The organism is Bradyrhizobium ganzhouense (assembly GCF_049949285.1).
Classification (GTDB): domain Bacteria; phylum Pseudomonadota; class Alphaproteobacteria; order Rhizobiales; family Xanthobacteraceae; genus Bradyrhizobium; species Bradyrhizobium ganzhouense.
The window spans coordinates 5,358,730-5,372,103 of the sequence record NZ_CP181318.1 but is presented as its reverse complement, the minus strand read 5'-3'; the positions used below and the strand labels follow the sequence as shown (position 1 = coordinate 5,372,103).

The following is a 13,374-nucleotide window of genomic DNA, read 5'->3' as shown; positions in this document are numbered from 1 at the left end:
ACGCTCTGAAGCCTCAGCTAAAAGGCGAGCAGCTTGAACAGCGGCGCGAGGTAGCTCATCTCCTGACCCGACGTCGGCGTGGTCCGGCTGATGGAGTCGAAGATCTTGCCGTCCTGGAGGCCGTAATTCGCAAGGCGGCGCACGCGGCGGTTCTTGTCGAAATAGATGGCGATCACGCGCTGGTCGACCACCTTCTGGTTCATGAAGGCGACCATGCGCTCCGAGCGCTGCGAGATGTAATAAAACACTTCACCGTCCAGCGTCGCGACCGTGGAGGGCGTGCCCATCACGATCAGCACCTGGTCCTGGCTCGCGCCGATCGGAATCTGCTCGAGCGCTCCGGGTGGCAGGATGTAGCCCTTCTGGAATTGCTCGCCGGTGCATCCCGCAAGGGCGCCACCGACCAGAGCCACGGCTGCAAGCATGCGCAAGCCGCGCCAGCGTGCAGAAAGGCCGCGCCGCTGACTTGCGCGCAGGCTGGTCTGGTTCTTTATCGTCATAGCGGAACTGATTCCGTCCCCTTGCGTCGCGCGAGGCGCTGAAGTACCGGGCGGAGGCTCTGAATGCAACTCGCGCGCGCCCGCTTGCGGAAACCACAATGCTTTGGCCGTTCAATCACTTCAGGAAACCCCGGCTAGCCCCGGCCGGCACCATTGAAGCCATCTATGGCATGATCGTGACGCAGGCGCGAGAACCCATATTTTACCGGGACTTGGGCGTGCCGGATACGGTTAATGGCCGTTTCGACCTGTTGTTGCTGCATCTCTGGCTGTTGCTGCGGCGGCTGCGGACCGTCGCCCAGGGCGGGGTGGAGCTGTCACAGGCCCTCTTCGACCGCTTCTGCGAGGACATGGACGACAATCTGCGCGAGATGGGCACAGGCGATCAGACCGTCCCAAAGCGGATGCGGGCCTTCGGCGAGGCCTTTTATGGCCGCGTCCAGGCCTATGACCAGGGGATGGAAACGGGCGCCGAGGCGCTGGCGCAGGCGATCTGCAAGAATATCTTGAATGGCGCCGGGATGGACCACGCGCGGCGGCTGGCCGCTTACGCGCTGGCCGCGAATGCGGGGCTCGGCCAGATCGACGATTCCGCGCTGTTGCTCGGATCCTTTAGGTTTCCCGCACCGCTTGCGGAGGATGAGACATCATGAACCGACCGACGACCGGACCCGACCCTTGGCGCGTGCCCGTGATGGTGGCGCATATTCCCGATACTGGCTTGCATCGTGAGCTCGAAGCCTCGGCTGTGGAGCGACACGCGATGGCCGATCTCGCGGGCGTGCGTGAGGTCCTGTCGGCCCACGCCGACCTCGACATCGTGCCGAAGAGTGGCGGCCGGCTCCAGGTCACGGGCCATGTCCGTGCCCGGATCGGGCAGACCTGCGTGGTTACGCTCGATCCGATCGAGAGCGAGATCGACGAGGAGGTCGATCTGACCTTTGCCCCCGAGGCCGAGGCGCGGCGGCTTGCCGACCTGATCGAGGAAGGCGAGGATAACGAGGCCTCCCCGGAGGTCGCGGATCCGCCGGAGGCCATCGTCAACGGGATCATCGACCTCGGCCGTATCGCGACCGACGCGCTGTTCCTGGCGATCGACCCTTACCCCCGCAAGCCGGGGGTCGTGTTCGAGGCGGAGGTCACCGCACTCGATCCCGAGGACCACCCATTCGCGGCGCTGAAGGCGCTCCAGGACAACAAGCGGGGCAAGAAGAAAGGCAAATAGCTGGGCATTCCCCGTAACACCGCTGTGCTACGGGGCCTGAGGTGTTTGCGGGACTGGTTTGAAAGGTTGTCATATCTCTTTGATTTCTCAGTCATTATTGTGAATTCGAGCGTTCGCCGGCAGATCGCCCTTAATCCAAAAGGCTGGGGGCAAGAGGTTGTTTCGGGATAACAAAACGCTATTGTCCGCCCGGTTCGGGCGCGGCGTGGCGCTTGGCCGGTCGCCATGTCCATGGCGAACCCATTTCGCGGTCCCGCTAGCGGACGACCGCGCCAGACCAGGTTTCCGGGATTTTGATGCCAAGCAAGGTTCGTATCGCGCTTGACGCCATGGGGGGCGACGTCGGCGCCCCTGTCGTCATTCCAGGCGCGGCCATCTCGCTCGGCAGGCATCCTGAGACCGAGTTCCTGCTGGTCGGGGATCGCGCCCGAATCGAGCCCGAGCTCGACCGCCATCCGAAGCTCAAGGCGGCCTCCCGCATCATCCATACCGACGTTGCCGTCAGCATGGAGGACAAGCCGAGCCAGGCGTTGCGGCGCGGCCGCAAGACCTCCTCGATGTGGCTTGCGATCGACGCGGTGAAGAAGGGCGAGGCGGATGTCGCGATCTCCGCCGGCAATACCGGCGCGCTGATGGCGATGTCGCGTTTCCATCTGCGCACGCTGCCGGGCATCGACCGGCCGGCGATTGCGGGCGTATGGCCGACGATGCGCGGCGAATCCGTGGTGCTCGATCTCGGCGCCACCATCGGGGGCGATGCGCATCATGTGGTCTCGCTCGCGGTCATGGGCGCGGCGATGGCCAGCGTCTTGTTCAGCAAGCCGCGCCCTACAGTCGGCCTGCTCAACATCGGGACCGAAGAGATCAAGGGTCACGAGGAAATCCGCGAGGCGGGCGAAATCCTGCGGGCGATGAACCTGCCGGGACTCGATTATATCGGCTTCGTCGAGGGGGACGGCATCGGCAAGGGGCTGGCCGACGTGATCGTGACCGAGGGGTTCAGCGGCAACATTGCCCTCAAGGCGGCTGAGGGAACTGCGCGCCAGATGGCGGAACTGCTCCGCAACGAGATGCAGCGGAGCTGGATGTCCAAGCTCGGCTATCTCCTCGCCCGCGGCGCCTTCCAGGCCTTGCGTAACAAGATGGATCCCAACAAGTCCAATGGTGGGATGTTCCTTGGATTGAACGGGGTCGTGGTCAAGAGCCATGGCGGAATCAACGCCGAAGGCTTTGCCTATGCGATCGATGTTGGCTATGAGATGACCAAATTCGATCTTCTGAACAAGATCAATCAGATGCTCAACCGCGATGGGGGGGCGCTTAGTTCCGCGCCAACCGCGCCGGAGGATGTTTCGTGACCAAGATTCGTTCGGTCGTGCTGGGCTGCGGCTCCTATCTGCCGGTGCAGGTGGTGACCAATGCTCAATTGGCGGCGCGCATCGACACCTCCGACGAGTGGATCGTGCAGCGGACCGGCATTCGCGAACGGCACATCGCGGCCGAGGGCGAGTTCACCTCGCATCTCGCGATCAAGGCCGCGCAGGCCGCGCTCACGGATGCCGGCCTGGACGCGCAGTCGATCGACCTGATCGTGCTCGCGACCTCGACGCCGGACAATACGTTCCCTGCGACCGCGGTCGCCGTGCAGCACGGGCTCGGCATCAATCACGGCGCGGCCTTCGATCTCCAGGCGGTCTGCTCGGGCTTCGTGTTCGCGCTTGCGACCGCCGATAATTTCCTGCGCTCCGGCGCCTTCAAGCGCGCTCTGGTGATCGGCGCGGAGACCTTCTCACGCATCCTCGACTGGAACGATCGCGGCACCTGCGTGCTGTTCGGCGACGGCGCCGGCGCGGTCGTGCTGGAGGCGCAGGAGCAGCCGGGCAAAGCCGCAACCGACCGCGGCGTGGTGACCACGCATCTGCGCTCCGACGGCCGTCACAAGGCAAAGCTGTTTGTCGACGGCGGACCGTCCTCGACCCAGACGGTGGGCCATCTGCGGATGGAAGGCCGCGAGGTCTTCAAGCACGCGGTCGGCATGATCACCGACGTCATCGTCGACGCCTTCGAGGCGACCGGGCTCAATGCCGACAGCATCGACTGGTTCGTGCCGCACCAGGCCAACAAGCGAATCATCGACGCATCCGCCCACAAGCTCCATATCGCGCCGGAGAAGGTGGTGCTGACGGTGGACCGTCACGGCAACACCTCCGCCGCCTCGATCCCGCTGGCGCTGTCGGTGGCGCGCAAGGACGGCCGCATCAAACGCGGCGACATGGTTCTGCTGGAGGCAATGGGCGGCGGCTTCACCTGGGGCTCCGCCCTGGTGCGCTGGTAAAGCCACATTCGATAAAATTTTGCCGGAATTGGCCGCGATTATCGATGCGTCTGCATTGATGAGCAGTGTTGACCGCCGTAACGTAAGCTCATAATTTCAGACAACAATTGTTCGCCGTGATGTGGGGCAGGGCGATGACCGATACAAGTAAAACCGTAACGCGTGTTGATCTCTGTGAGGCCGTCTACCAGAAGGTGGGGCTGTCGCGCACGGAATCGTCCGCCTTCGTGGAACTCGTGCTGAAGGAGATCACCGACTGCCTTGAGAAAGGCGAGACGGTGAAATTGTCCTCGTTCGGCTCCTTCATGGTCCGCAAGAAGGGTCAGCGCATCGGTCGCAATCCGAAGACCGGCACCGAGGTGCCGATCTCGCCGCGCCGGGTGATGGTGTTCAAGCCGTCGGCGATCCTGAAGCAGCGGATCAATTCCCAGCACCGCACCAATGGCGATGCCAGCAAGGCTCAACCCGAGGCCTAATCGCCTTTCGGATAAGGATTTGGCATTTGGACAAGGCGCCGGATGCGTTCCGAACCATCAGCGAAGTAGCGCAGGAACTCGACATTCCGCAGCACGTGCTGCGGTTCTGGGAGACACGATTCTCCCAGATCAAGCCGATGAAGCGCAGCGGCGGCCGCCGCTATTACCGCCCCGACGACGTCGATCTGCTCAAGGGCATCCGCCGTCTGCTCTACGGGGAGGGCTACACCATCCGCGGGGTGCAGCGGATCCTGAAAGAGCACGGCGTCAAATCGGTGCAGGGACTGGCCGACGGCTCGGCCGCGGTCTCGTTCGGGGCCATTGAGGATGCCATCGGCGCGAGCCTGATGGAGCCGGATGACGAGGCGCCCATCAAGGGCGTCACCGATGCCGACGAGGACGACTACCAGGGCGACGAAGAGGAAGGCATCGACTTCCGCTTCACGGAGGTCGACGACGAGGACATCCTGACCACCTTCCGCAAGGGCGGCACCCCCGCCGCGCCCGCCGGCCCCAGTGCGCTGGACCGGGAGCGGCTCGGACGGGTCCTCGCCGACCTCGTCGCCTGCCGGGAGATGCTCGATCAGGCGCTGAAGGACGGCTGACGGGGCTTTTCGTCCTCTTTGCGGTCAGTTCCGGCGGCTTTGGGCGAAGACACCAAAATGGTGTGGCTCGCCTTGCGCAAAGCGGCGATCCTAGCTAATGGAACGACGTTCGGAGCGTGGCGCAGCCCGGTTAGCGCACTAGTCTGGGAGACTAGGGGTCGGAGGTTCAAATCCTCTCGCTCCGACCATTTCTTCAGAGATGGGCCAAAAGCTTGCGCGATCGCTGATCGGCAAGCGATCTCCTGTTTTCGCAACGACTCCGTGCCAGTGGTGGGCCGTCAGCACGCGCTGCACTGACACTGCGGCTCTGGCGCACTGCTGTCGCGGACCCATGATCTGACGGCGAAGGCCAGTTGATGGTGCCGCCATCGTGTCCACGAAGGAAGCTTGTGTACTCTCCAGGCGTTTGACCAACGTGCTGGCGTTCAGGTCCAGGAGCGCGTCGGCGGCCAAAACGGATACTGACACGAACGCAATCGCGGACGCGACGGCCATTCGCTTCCATTCTGGTGACTGCATCAGCTGACTTTCTCAGGTATTTCGATCTGCGCCCTGATAGCTAGGACGTCTGTGGGCGGTTCAACCCTTCGAAAGGTTCACGCACGCGTTCTTGAAGTGCGACGGTTCTGTAACAGGGCGCGCGATCGTTACGGTTGCAGACTGATCGTCGCTTGCCGGAGCTCGGCTTGGAGGCGTCGAGCCTGCGTTGAACAACGAACGCTAAGCGGACGGACGCAAAAACCCCACCATCATCCGCGTCGTCTCGTCCACCAGCATCCGCACCATCTTGTCCGACAGCATCTCCGCCTGGTTCAGCACCGTGTTGTGCGCGATCGCTTCGATTGCGCTGACGCAGATGAAGGTTGCGACGTCGAGGTCGATCTTGCGCATTTCCTTGCGGCGGCTGTCGAGATAGGCGCGGACGAGGCTGTGGACCTCGCGGCTGGAGGCTTCGACGTCGAGCTTTCCGGCGCGCGGGATCTGTTCGGCGAGGACGCGATGCAGTTCGGGGTTGATGCGGTGCGCTTCGATCGCGACGGTGACGAGGCGGCGCACGGCTTTCTCGACCGGCATGTCCATGACTTCAGTCAGCGTCGTGCGGACGATGCCCATGATCTCCTCGTTATGACGCTCGATCACGGCGGCGACCAGCGCCTCCTTGCTCGGAAAATACTGATAGAGCGAACCGACGCTGACGCCCGCGATTTCGGCGATCCGGTTGGTGCTCGTCTTCTCGAAACCTTCCCGGACCAGAATGCGAGCAGTTGCCTCGATCAGAGCGTCGACGGTGGCGCGGGATCGCTCCTGCAGGGCATTTTTCCGGGGTGTTGTGGGCGATTTGCGGGCCACGGCCTTGTGATCTGAATGCGAGTAGGAAAAGCGAGTGAATGCTCGCATTATAGGCAGGGTCGGTCGCCGATGGATAGAAGCAAGTTGGTGTGCGGCCGGGCGCAGCAAATGAGGGCAGGAGCATGAGCGTTGCGAAGATGCTGTCGGTCGGGCGGCTGTGCGAATGCCCTTTTGCGTGGGCCAAGCCTTCAAACGATCCCGCGCCGAGCTTGCAGAGCCGCGTCTTCAACTTGCTGCTGCGGCAGCTTCCCTACAAGCAGCAGCTCGCTTCGGCCGAAGCGGTGCAAGCGCATGTGCAGAAGCTCGCGTTGGAGCCGGTCTCGTTTGAGCCGCCGAATCTGGGCCGTGGCGTCGAGGTGACGCTGACGAAGATGGGCGGGTGGCCGGTCTACTACACGGCGCCATCGTCGGGCTTTGAGGACTGCAACCACGTGATGTTCCTGCATGGCGGCGGCTACATCAACGAGATCGTGCCCGCGCATTGGCGCTTTGTCGGCCAGATGACGCGCAAGGCGGGCGTCGTCTGCGTCGTGCCGATCTATCCGCTGGCGCCGCGCGCGACCGCGAAGGATGTGGTGCCAAAGACGGCCGAGCTGTTGCGGATGCTGCTGGAGGATGCAGGGTCCGCAAAGGTCACGGTGGTCGGTAATTCAGCCGGCGCGGGCCTGGCGCTTGCCGCATGCCAGTGGCTGCGCGATCACGGGCATCGGCAACCGAGCCGGCTGATCCTGATCTCGCCGGCTGCCGATGCCTCGGTGAGCCGTCCGGAGCAGGTCGAGATCGCGGCGCGCGATCCAATTCAGGACATTCCGGGAATCATCGAAGTGGGGCGGCTCTATGCCGGCGGGCTCGATGTCGGCCATCCCTTCGTCAGTCCGTTGAACGGTGCCTTTCGTTCACTCGCGCCGATGACGATCTTTTCGGGCACGCGCGATCTGCTCTACCCTGATAGCGTCGATCTTGCCGCGCGGGCGAGGGGGGCCGGCGTTCCGGTCGAGCTGCATCTGCTCCGTGACCAGCCGCATAATTATGCGCTGATGCCGACGCCGGAAGGGCGGCGGGCGCGTGCGAATATTCTGCGTGCGGTGGCTTGAGGGGAAAGCGTGATCGTTGTCACGCGGCGCTCCGCCGCAATGGGGCTGGCGCTACAAGCTCGCGCGGGGAAGAGCGGCCCCGGGCGTTTCCTCGATATCCGTAGTTTTGCGGGGCCTTAGGCGTGGCCCTTGATCTCGTAGTGACCTGGCACGCATTTGTAGCGCTCGAGGCGCCAATTGGCGTGATAGATCGGATGCTCGCCCATCCACTTTGCAAGCGGTGCCTGTGCACCGACCGCACACGCCATCATCGACATATCGGGCGTCATGTTGCTGTCGGTCACGATTTCCTCGACGCAGCTGCCTGAAGCCGCAGCGCCAAGCCGGCAGAGCACGGCAACGACGGTTATGAACATTCCAATCACCTCATCGGTAGTTTCGACCACGAGGAGGATGCAAGCCGAGTGCCACAGCCTGTGTCGGAAACGACACTCCAGCCAGGCCGACTCGCCCCAGCGTTCCCCATTTGACGATTCGGATTGTAAAAAAATTGCCCTTAAACCGAAGCCGGATAAATACGGGGAACCCACAACAAATGGGCGCAGGAATGAGCGATTGTGGGGGCCGCGCCGCGCGATCCGCCTTTCACAAGGCCGGCGCTCTACGCTGCATGGCTCGCGCGCTCGGATGCCGGAGGCCCTCGGCGCGTTTAGGGGACCGCAAGTCGAGGCGGCTGTATAGTCCGCATGCCGAAATATCTGATGTCGAGCGGCAGCGCCGATCCGCTTTTACCTGCGGATGCGGCGCTGCTACATTTTACGCGCGTCGCATGCGCGGTGCATCAACGACGAAGAAACATGCCGATAAGGGAGGGGCCGAAGTCCCATGAAGGAATTTGCTGGAAAGATCGCCGTCATCACCGGTGGCGGCACAGGCATGGGGCGCGAACTCGCCCGGCAGCTTGTTGCCGAGGGCTGCAACGTCGCGATGTGCGACGTCTCGGAAGCCGCGATGGCGGAGACCAAACGGCTCTGCGAGGTCGAGAAGCTGCCGCAGGGCCTGCGCGTCACGACCCATGTCGCCGACGTGTCGATCGAGGATCATCTCAAGCGTTTTCGCGATGAGCTCGCCGAGCACCAGAAGACGGACAAGATCCATCTGCTGTTCAACAACGCCGGTATCGGCGGTGGCGGCAGCCTGTTCACCAACACGCGCGAGCAGTGGGAGCGCACCTTCAACATCTGCTGGGGCGGCGTATATCTCGGCGTCCGCACCTTCCTGCCGATGCTGGTCAAGGCCGACGAAGCCCACATCGTCAACACCGCCAGCGTCAACGGCTTCTGGGCATCGATCGGCATGGGCCAGGCGCACACCGCTTACAGCTCGGCGAAGTTTGCCGTGAAGGGATTTAGCGAAGCGCTGATCAACGACCTGCGCTTGCACGCGCCGCACGTCAAATGTTCGGTGGTGATGCCCGGCCATATCGGCACCTCGATCGTCTCCAACTCACGCAAGGTGCAGAGCGACGACGGATCGGAGCGCCTCAACGCCGAGGAGGTCGTGCTGACCCGCAAGCGCATGGTTGCGGCTGGTGTGCCAGATGCTGACAAAAAGTCGGACGAGGAGATCCAGGCGGCGTTCGCCGAACGCGCCCGCACCTTCCTCGAGGATGCGCCGACCACGGCGGCGCAGGCCGCCAGCATCATCCTCGACGGCGTCAAGGCGGAGCGGTGGCGCATCCTGGTCGGCGAGGATGCCAAGCTGCTCGACGAGCGCGTGCGCGCGGCGCCCGAGCAGGCCTATGACCGCACCTTCTACGAAAGTTTCACCCAGGAAGTCGGCTGGCGGCTTGGTTGACTCTGTTTGGCTGAGAGCGTCAACGAGCGCGCGCATGTAGGCATGATAAGCATCATCGCAAGAGGTGCGCAGATGCTTTATTCAGGTCATTTTACTGAGGTCATTTATCTGCCTCACGCGCGCGCTCGTGCTCTTATGACGATACGGAATGTCACGCATGCGACATGTGACATGCGTTCAAGTGATGGTGATCTCGAACGGGTCTCATTCGGCGCACGGCAGCTTGGTTGGTAGACTGAAATAGTTTAGTGAATCAAGGTAGCGCCACGACAAAGCGTAGCTCCGATGATACCCGCATGCCTCTCCGACGACTTCATCCTCTGCCCGGAGAGAGAGGATATCTCCGCTGAATTCACGCGGCTGCTTACCGCGGCACAGGAGGGCGGCGCCACTATCGCCGAATGCCTGATGATCGCGCGGCAGCTGAAGCGCGACGACGAGCAGTCCTGGCATCGTGAGTGGAAGAAGCTGGCACAGGCCAACCGGCATCGTGCCGAGGCAGCGTTCGCGGAAGGCCATATGGCGACGGCGCGGCGCAATTGGCTGCGCGCGATGAACTATTACGGTGCGGCCGCGATGCCACTCGATCCCGCCGACGAGCGTCGCTGGGTTGCGGTGCTCGCGATGCAGGAATGCGCCCGGCGTTTCCTCACGGCGCGCGGGCCGGCCGGCGAAGTCGTGACAATTCCGTGGGTCGAAGGACATTCGTTGCAGGGCTATTTCTTGCCTGCGCCTGCGGCGAACGGTCGCGCCCCGACGGTGATCTGCATCGGCGAGCCCGGCCACCGCAAGGAAGAGTTCCTGTTCAAGCTCGCGCCGCATGCGCGCGAGCGTGGGTTGTCGATGCTCGCGCTGGACCTGCTCGGCGACCAGCGTGACGATTACGCCGACATGCTCATGCAGCGCCGGGATCTCGAGAGCTCGGTTGGCTGCGCGATGGATTACCTGGAGCAGCGCGGGGACGTCGATTTCGATCGCGTTGCGATCGTGGCGGACGGGTGGGGCTCGTCGTTCGTAGCGCGTGCGGTGTTGCAGGAGCCGCGTCTTGCCGCGGCCGTCTGCGACGGTGGCCTGTGGGACCTGCACGAGCGGTCGTTCTTTGCCAGCCGGTTTGCGATGAGCGACCTCAGCCTCGTCCCGGTGCCGCATGCGCCGCTGATGGCCTCCGGCGCAGAATGTCCGGTGTTGATCACGCTCGGCGAGGACGGTTGGCTCAAGGCTGACCGGGCGCGTCAGATCCTGCAAAAATCCCAGCTCGGCAGCTCTGATATCGTGCTGAAAGTGTTCACAGCGAGAGAGACCGGCGCGGCACAGGCGCATGCCGACAACCCGAGCCTTGCCAACGAATACATCTTCGACTGGCTCGAATCGCGACTCGGTGCGGTCGGCAAACGGATCTGAGCGCGGCCCTCTTGGCTCAAAAACGGATGCGCCTCAGAAGTCGAGGGAGATCCTGACGCACGCCTTTTCCAGCCGGGTCTTCAGGGTCGCGAGCTTGGCGGTGAATTCGGTCAGCTCGTTCTCATCGAACTCCTGGAAGACGAATTCGCGAATCGTCTTGTACTGCTCGTTGAGGCTCGCGATGTGCTTCTGAGTCTTTTCGACCAGCGACAGCCGCACCACGCGGGCGTCGGTCGGTGAGGGGCGGCGGCGCAGCAGGCCCTTCTTCTCCAGCAGCTTCGACTGTGTGGTGACGAAGGAGGGGTCGACGTGAAGCAGCTTGGAGACCACGTTGACGGGGACGCCGTCGTCCTTGTCGAGGTCGGAAATCGCCATCAAGATCAGCCATTGCGGTCCGCTGATGCCCAGCGTTCTCGCCCAGAACTGACGCAGCTCCTCGAGATACATGTTGATCGACGATATCTCCCAGGTGAATCGCCTGATGATATCCAGATTGCCGACGGAGCGGAGGCGCGCTCCTTCTTTCCTCGTCGCTGACACAGCGTCACTCCCGCAAGCTGATTTCTTTCTGGCCGGTGTTCGCGGCGGCGATAGTCCACGCAAGCCTGCCCTGACGCAAGTGCAGAGCAGGGTAATTATGTCACGGAAATTACAAATATGATCCGGTCAGCCTTTTAGCTCAGATCCGGTGTTGCACCACAGACACAGGGTTAGCGAAACCATATAGCTGATCTAATAAACTATTTTGATTAAGGGAACGGCGCAGGCATATTGATCCGCGACGGTGGGGGGTTCTCGATCGTCCCGTTGCAGGTGGTCCGCTCACGTCCCTCGCGTCGAATGCGGGTGTGTCCGAAAGCGCGAAGCGGCCGAGCGGATTTGAAGAGACGGGGATCTGGGGGGCCTCACGGTCCGGTCTCCGCAAAATGAACAACTTGGAGGTTTTATATGAAAGTAGTGAAGAGCCTTTTGCTCGGCACTGCGGCGGGTCTGATCGCCGTCGGTGGAGCTCAGGCGGCTGATCTTCCGGTCAAGGCCAAGGCGGTCGAATACGTGAAGATCTGCTCGCTGTACGGCGCGGGCTTCTACTACATCCCGGGCACCGACACCTGCGTCAAGCTGGGTGGTTACCTGCGTGCTGACGCCATTCTCGGCGGCGCCGGCGACTACGGTTTCAATAACAGCACGAGCTCTGTGAACGGTGGGTCGAACAACCGTGTCACCAACTACTACTACAGCCGCGCCCGTTTCGACCTCAACGTCGACACCCGCACGGCGACCGAGTATGGCGTCGTTCGCACCTACGCCGACATGGTTTTCACCTATGACACGTCCAACGTCACCGGCAGCAGCCCGTCGGCGATCTCGCCCAGTGCGCCCGCGCTCGGCCTCTACCACGCGTTCATCCAGTTCGCCGGCTTCACCATGGGCCGCACGGTCTCGATCTTCGACGCACCGTGGCAGAGCTATCCGGCTGGCGGTCCCGATACCATTCCGGGCGGCTCCAACCACGTCAACGGCGTGAACCAGTTCGCCTACACCGCTGACTTCGGCCAGGGCATCACCGGTTCGCTGGCGTTGGAAGAAGAGACGACGGCGTCGAACGGCCAGTCGAATCTGTGGAACGTCACCGGTTTCACGGCCTCCAGCTCTGTTAACGGTGCCGGCGCCATCGTGACGAACTCTGCTGCTGCAAACGCTGCCGCTGCCCTCATCCAGGGCAACTACGGCGTCCAGGCCTGGGGTGGTACGCGCGTCCCCGATATCATTGGTCAGGTCCGTGTTGACCAGGCTTGGGGTCTCGCCCAGCTCTCGGTTGCCGCAAAGGATCTGCATCCTGGCTACTACGGCACGACGGAACCCAGCGGTCATCCGTCGGACAAGTGGGGCTGGGCTGTGCAGGGCTCGTTGTCGATCAAGAACATCCCGACTGGTGCGGGCGACGTCATCAACCTGCAGGCCGTCTACACGGACGGTGCAACTCGTTACAACTTCCAGAGCCTGTTCCCGCAGAGCTTCTTCATGTTCAGCGGTAGCAGCACGGCGTACCAGAGCATCGGCTTTGCCGGTCTTGCTGATGGCGTCTTCGGCGCTGGCGGCAGCATCGATACCGTCAAGACCTGGGGTATCCGTGGTGGCTATACCCACAACTGGACCCCGAACTGGGCGAGCGCCGTCTACGGCGGTTATGCCCAGCTGAAGTACGGTACCACGGGCAAAGCGCTGATCTGCGCCAACTTCGCTTCGATCGCAGTGGCCGGTTCGACGTGTAATCCGGACTTCAACTTCGGTGTCGTCGGTGTCAACACCGTCTGGACTCCGGTCAAGAACCTGGCGTTCACGGCCGACCTGAGCTGGTCGCGTCTGGACCAGAAGTACTCTGGCGCCATCACTGCCCCGGCCGTTTCGACTGCCGCCAAGCCGGGCGCCGTGTACGAGCTGAAGGACCAGAACTCGGTGACCATGATGCTGCGCGCTCAGCGCAACTTCTAATTATCGATCCCGCAAATCGATCAGAGAGCCCCGGCGGGCAACCGCCGGGGCTTTTTCTTGAGGGATCGTTGATTCTGAAAATAAGAAGTCCTCTGCGC

The 13,374-nt window shown here is 62.8% G+C and carries 14 protein-coding genes and 1 tRNA gene; 11 read left to right on the top strand and 4 right to left on the bottom strand.

Annotated elements, in window-relative coordinates; all coding sequences use genetic code 11:
* Nucleotides 1–17: 17 nt before the first annotated feature.
* Nucleotides 18–500 carry an outer membrane protein assembly factor BamE gene (locus tag ACLFLU_RS24660; protein ID WP_426407433.1) on the bottom strand — a complete coding sequence of 161 codons (483 nt, stop codon included), beginning with the start codon at nt 498–500 and terminating at the stop codon, nt 18–20.
* 98 nt (nt 501–598) lie between these two features.
* Here ACLFLU_RS24660 and ACLFLU_RS24655 point away from each other — a divergent pair, with 98 nt between their 5' ends.
* The 7 genes from ACLFLU_RS24655 (at nt 599) to ACLFLU_RS24625 (ending at nt 5,329) form a co-directional block, all read left to right on the top strand.
* Nucleotides 599–1,153 (top strand): ubiquinol-cytochrome C chaperone family protein, encoded by a 555-nt coding sequence (locus ACLFLU_RS24655; RefSeq protein WP_426407432.1) that lies wholly within the window; start codon nt 599–601, stop codon nt 1,151–1,153.
* The gene (locus ACLFLU_RS24650) at nt 1,150–1,725 is read left to right on the top strand and encodes a YceD family protein (RefSeq protein WP_426407431.1); all 576 of its coding nucleotides are present in this window, start codon (nt 1,150–1,152) and stop codon (nt 1,723–1,725) included. The genes ACLFLU_RS24655 and ACLFLU_RS24650 overlap by 4 nt, the downstream gene beginning before the upstream one ends.
* A gap of 296 nt (nt 1,726–2,021) precedes the next feature.
* Nucleotides 2,022–3,083, top strand: a complete 1,062-nt coding sequence (gene plsX / locus ACLFLU_RS24645; RefSeq protein ID WP_426407430.1) for a phosphate acyltransferase PlsX — start codon at nt 2,022–2,024, stop codon at nt 3,081–3,083.
* Nucleotides 3,080–4,060 carry a beta-ketoacyl-ACP synthase III gene (locus ACLFLU_RS24640; protein WP_426407429.1) on the top strand — a complete coding sequence of 327 codons (981 nt, stop codon included), beginning with the start codon at nt 3,080–3,082 and terminating at the stop codon, nt 4,058–4,060. Before plsX ends, ACLFLU_RS24640 begins: the two co-directional genes overlap by 4 nt.
* A gap of 134 nt (nt 4,061–4,194) precedes the next feature.
* Entirely contained in the window at nt 4,195–4,536 is a 342-nt protein-coding gene (locus ACLFLU_RS24635) for an integration host factor subunit alpha (protein WP_187436991.1), read from the top strand.
* Between the two features lie 26 nt (nt 4,537–4,562).
* On the top strand, nt 4,563–5,141 hold the full coding sequence (locus ACLFLU_RS24630) for a MerR family transcriptional regulator (protein ID WP_426407428.1): 579 nt from the start codon (nt 4,563–4,565) through the stop codon (nt 5,139–5,141).
* Nucleotides 5,142–5,251: 110 nt separating this feature from the next.
* A tRNA-Pro gene (locus ACLFLU_RS24625) sits at nt 5,252–5,329 on the top strand.
* 532 nt (nt 5,330–5,861) lie between these two features.
* On the opposite strand, the gene ACLFLU_RS24620 is transcribed toward ACLFLU_RS24625, so the two are convergent.
* Nucleotides 5,862–6,599: a TetR/AcrR family transcriptional regulator gene (locus tag ACLFLU_RS24620; RefSeq protein WP_426407427.1), complete on the bottom strand. Its 738-nt coding sequence runs from the start codon at nt 6,597–6,599 to the stop codon at nt 5,862–5,864.
* A 14-nt stretch (nt 6,600–6,613) separates the two neighbouring features.
* On the opposite strand from ACLFLU_RS24620, the gene ACLFLU_RS24615 reads away from it, so the two are divergent.
* On the top strand, nt 6,614–7,585 hold the full coding sequence (locus tag ACLFLU_RS24615) for an alpha/beta hydrolase fold domain-containing protein (protein WP_426407426.1): 972 nt from the start codon (nt 6,614–6,616) through the stop codon (nt 7,583–7,585).
* A gap of 116 nt (nt 7,586–7,701) precedes the next feature.
* Here the strand turns inward: ACLFLU_RS24615 and ACLFLU_RS24610 are convergent, their stop codons facing one another.
* Complete coding sequence (locus ACLFLU_RS24610) at nt 7,702–7,941, bottom strand: hypothetical protein (RefSeq protein WP_200473864.1); 240 nt, start codon at nt 7,939–7,941, stop codon at nt 7,702–7,704.
* Nucleotides 7,942–8,410: 469 nt separating this feature from the next.
* On the opposite strand from ACLFLU_RS24610, the gene ACLFLU_RS24605 reads away from it, so the two are divergent.
* On the top strand, nt 8,411–9,382 hold the full coding sequence (locus ACLFLU_RS24605; RefSeq protein ID WP_426407425.1) for an SDR family NAD(P)-dependent oxidoreductase: 972 nt from the start codon (nt 8,411–8,413) through the stop codon (nt 9,380–9,382).
* A gap of 285 nt (nt 9,383–9,667) precedes the next feature.
* Nucleotides 9,668–10,783 carry an alpha/beta hydrolase gene (locus tag ACLFLU_RS24600; RefSeq protein WP_426407424.1) on the top strand — a complete coding sequence of 372 codons (1,116 nt, stop codon included), beginning with the start codon at nt 9,668–9,670 and terminating at the stop codon, nt 10,781–10,783.
* 33 nt (nt 10,784–10,816) lie between these two features.
* Here ACLFLU_RS24600 and ACLFLU_RS24595 read toward each other — a convergent pair whose 3' ends face one another.
* A complete protein-coding gene (locus tag ACLFLU_RS24595; protein ID WP_177248183.1) occupies nt 10,817–11,323 on the bottom strand; it encodes a MarR family winged helix-turn-helix transcriptional regulator in 507 nt (168 codons plus the stop codon).
* A 408-nt stretch (nt 11,324–11,731) separates the two neighbouring features.
* On the opposite strand from ACLFLU_RS24595, the gene ACLFLU_RS24590 reads away from it, so the two are divergent.
* Complete coding sequence (locus tag ACLFLU_RS24590) at nt 11,732–13,276, top strand: porin (protein ID WP_426407423.1); 1,545 nt, start codon at nt 11,732–11,734, stop codon at nt 13,274–13,276.
* Nucleotides 13,277–13,374: the final 98 nt, after the last annotated feature.

Excerpts from the sequence above, each read along its gene's own strand:
- ACLFLU_RS24660 (WP_426407433.1), bottom strand. The coding sequence starts at position 500 with ATGACGATAAAGAACCAGACCAGCCTGCGCGCAAGTCAGCGGCGCGGC.
- ACLFLU_RS24655 (WP_426407432.1), top strand. The coding sequence starts at position 599 with ATGCTTTGGCCGTTCAATCACTTCAGGAAACCCCGGCTAGCCCCGGCC.
- ACLFLU_RS24650 (WP_426407431.1), top strand. The coding sequence starts at position 1,150 with ATGAACCGACCGACGACCGGACCCGACCCTTGGCGCGTGCCCGTGATG.
- plsX (WP_426407430.1), top strand. The coding sequence starts at position 2,022 with ATGCCAAGCAAGGTTCGTATCGCGCTTGACGCCATGGGGGGCGACGTC.
- ACLFLU_RS24635 (WP_187436991.1), top strand. The coding sequence starts at position 4,195 with ATGACCGATACAAGTAAAACCGTAACGCGTGTTGATCTCTGTGAGGCC.
- ACLFLU_RS24615 (WP_426407426.1), top strand. The coding sequence starts at position 6,614 with ATGAGCGTTGCGAAGATGCTGTCGGTCGGGCGGCTGTGCGAATGCCCT.
- ACLFLU_RS24610 (WP_200473864.1), bottom strand. The coding sequence starts at position 7,941 with ATGTTCATAACCGTCGTTGCCGTGCTCTGCCGGCTTGGCGCTGCGGCT.
- ACLFLU_RS24605 (WP_426407425.1), top strand. The coding sequence starts at position 8,411 with ATGAAGGAATTTGCTGGAAAGATCGCCGTCATCACCGGTGGCGGCACA.
- ACLFLU_RS24600 (WP_426407424.1), top strand. The coding sequence starts at position 9,668 with ATGATACCCGCATGCCTCTCCGACGACTTCATCCTCTGCCCGGAGAGA.
- ACLFLU_RS24590 (WP_426407423.1), top strand. The coding sequence starts at position 11,732 with ATGAAAGTAGTGAAGAGCCTTTTGCTCGGCACTGCGGCGGGTCTGATC.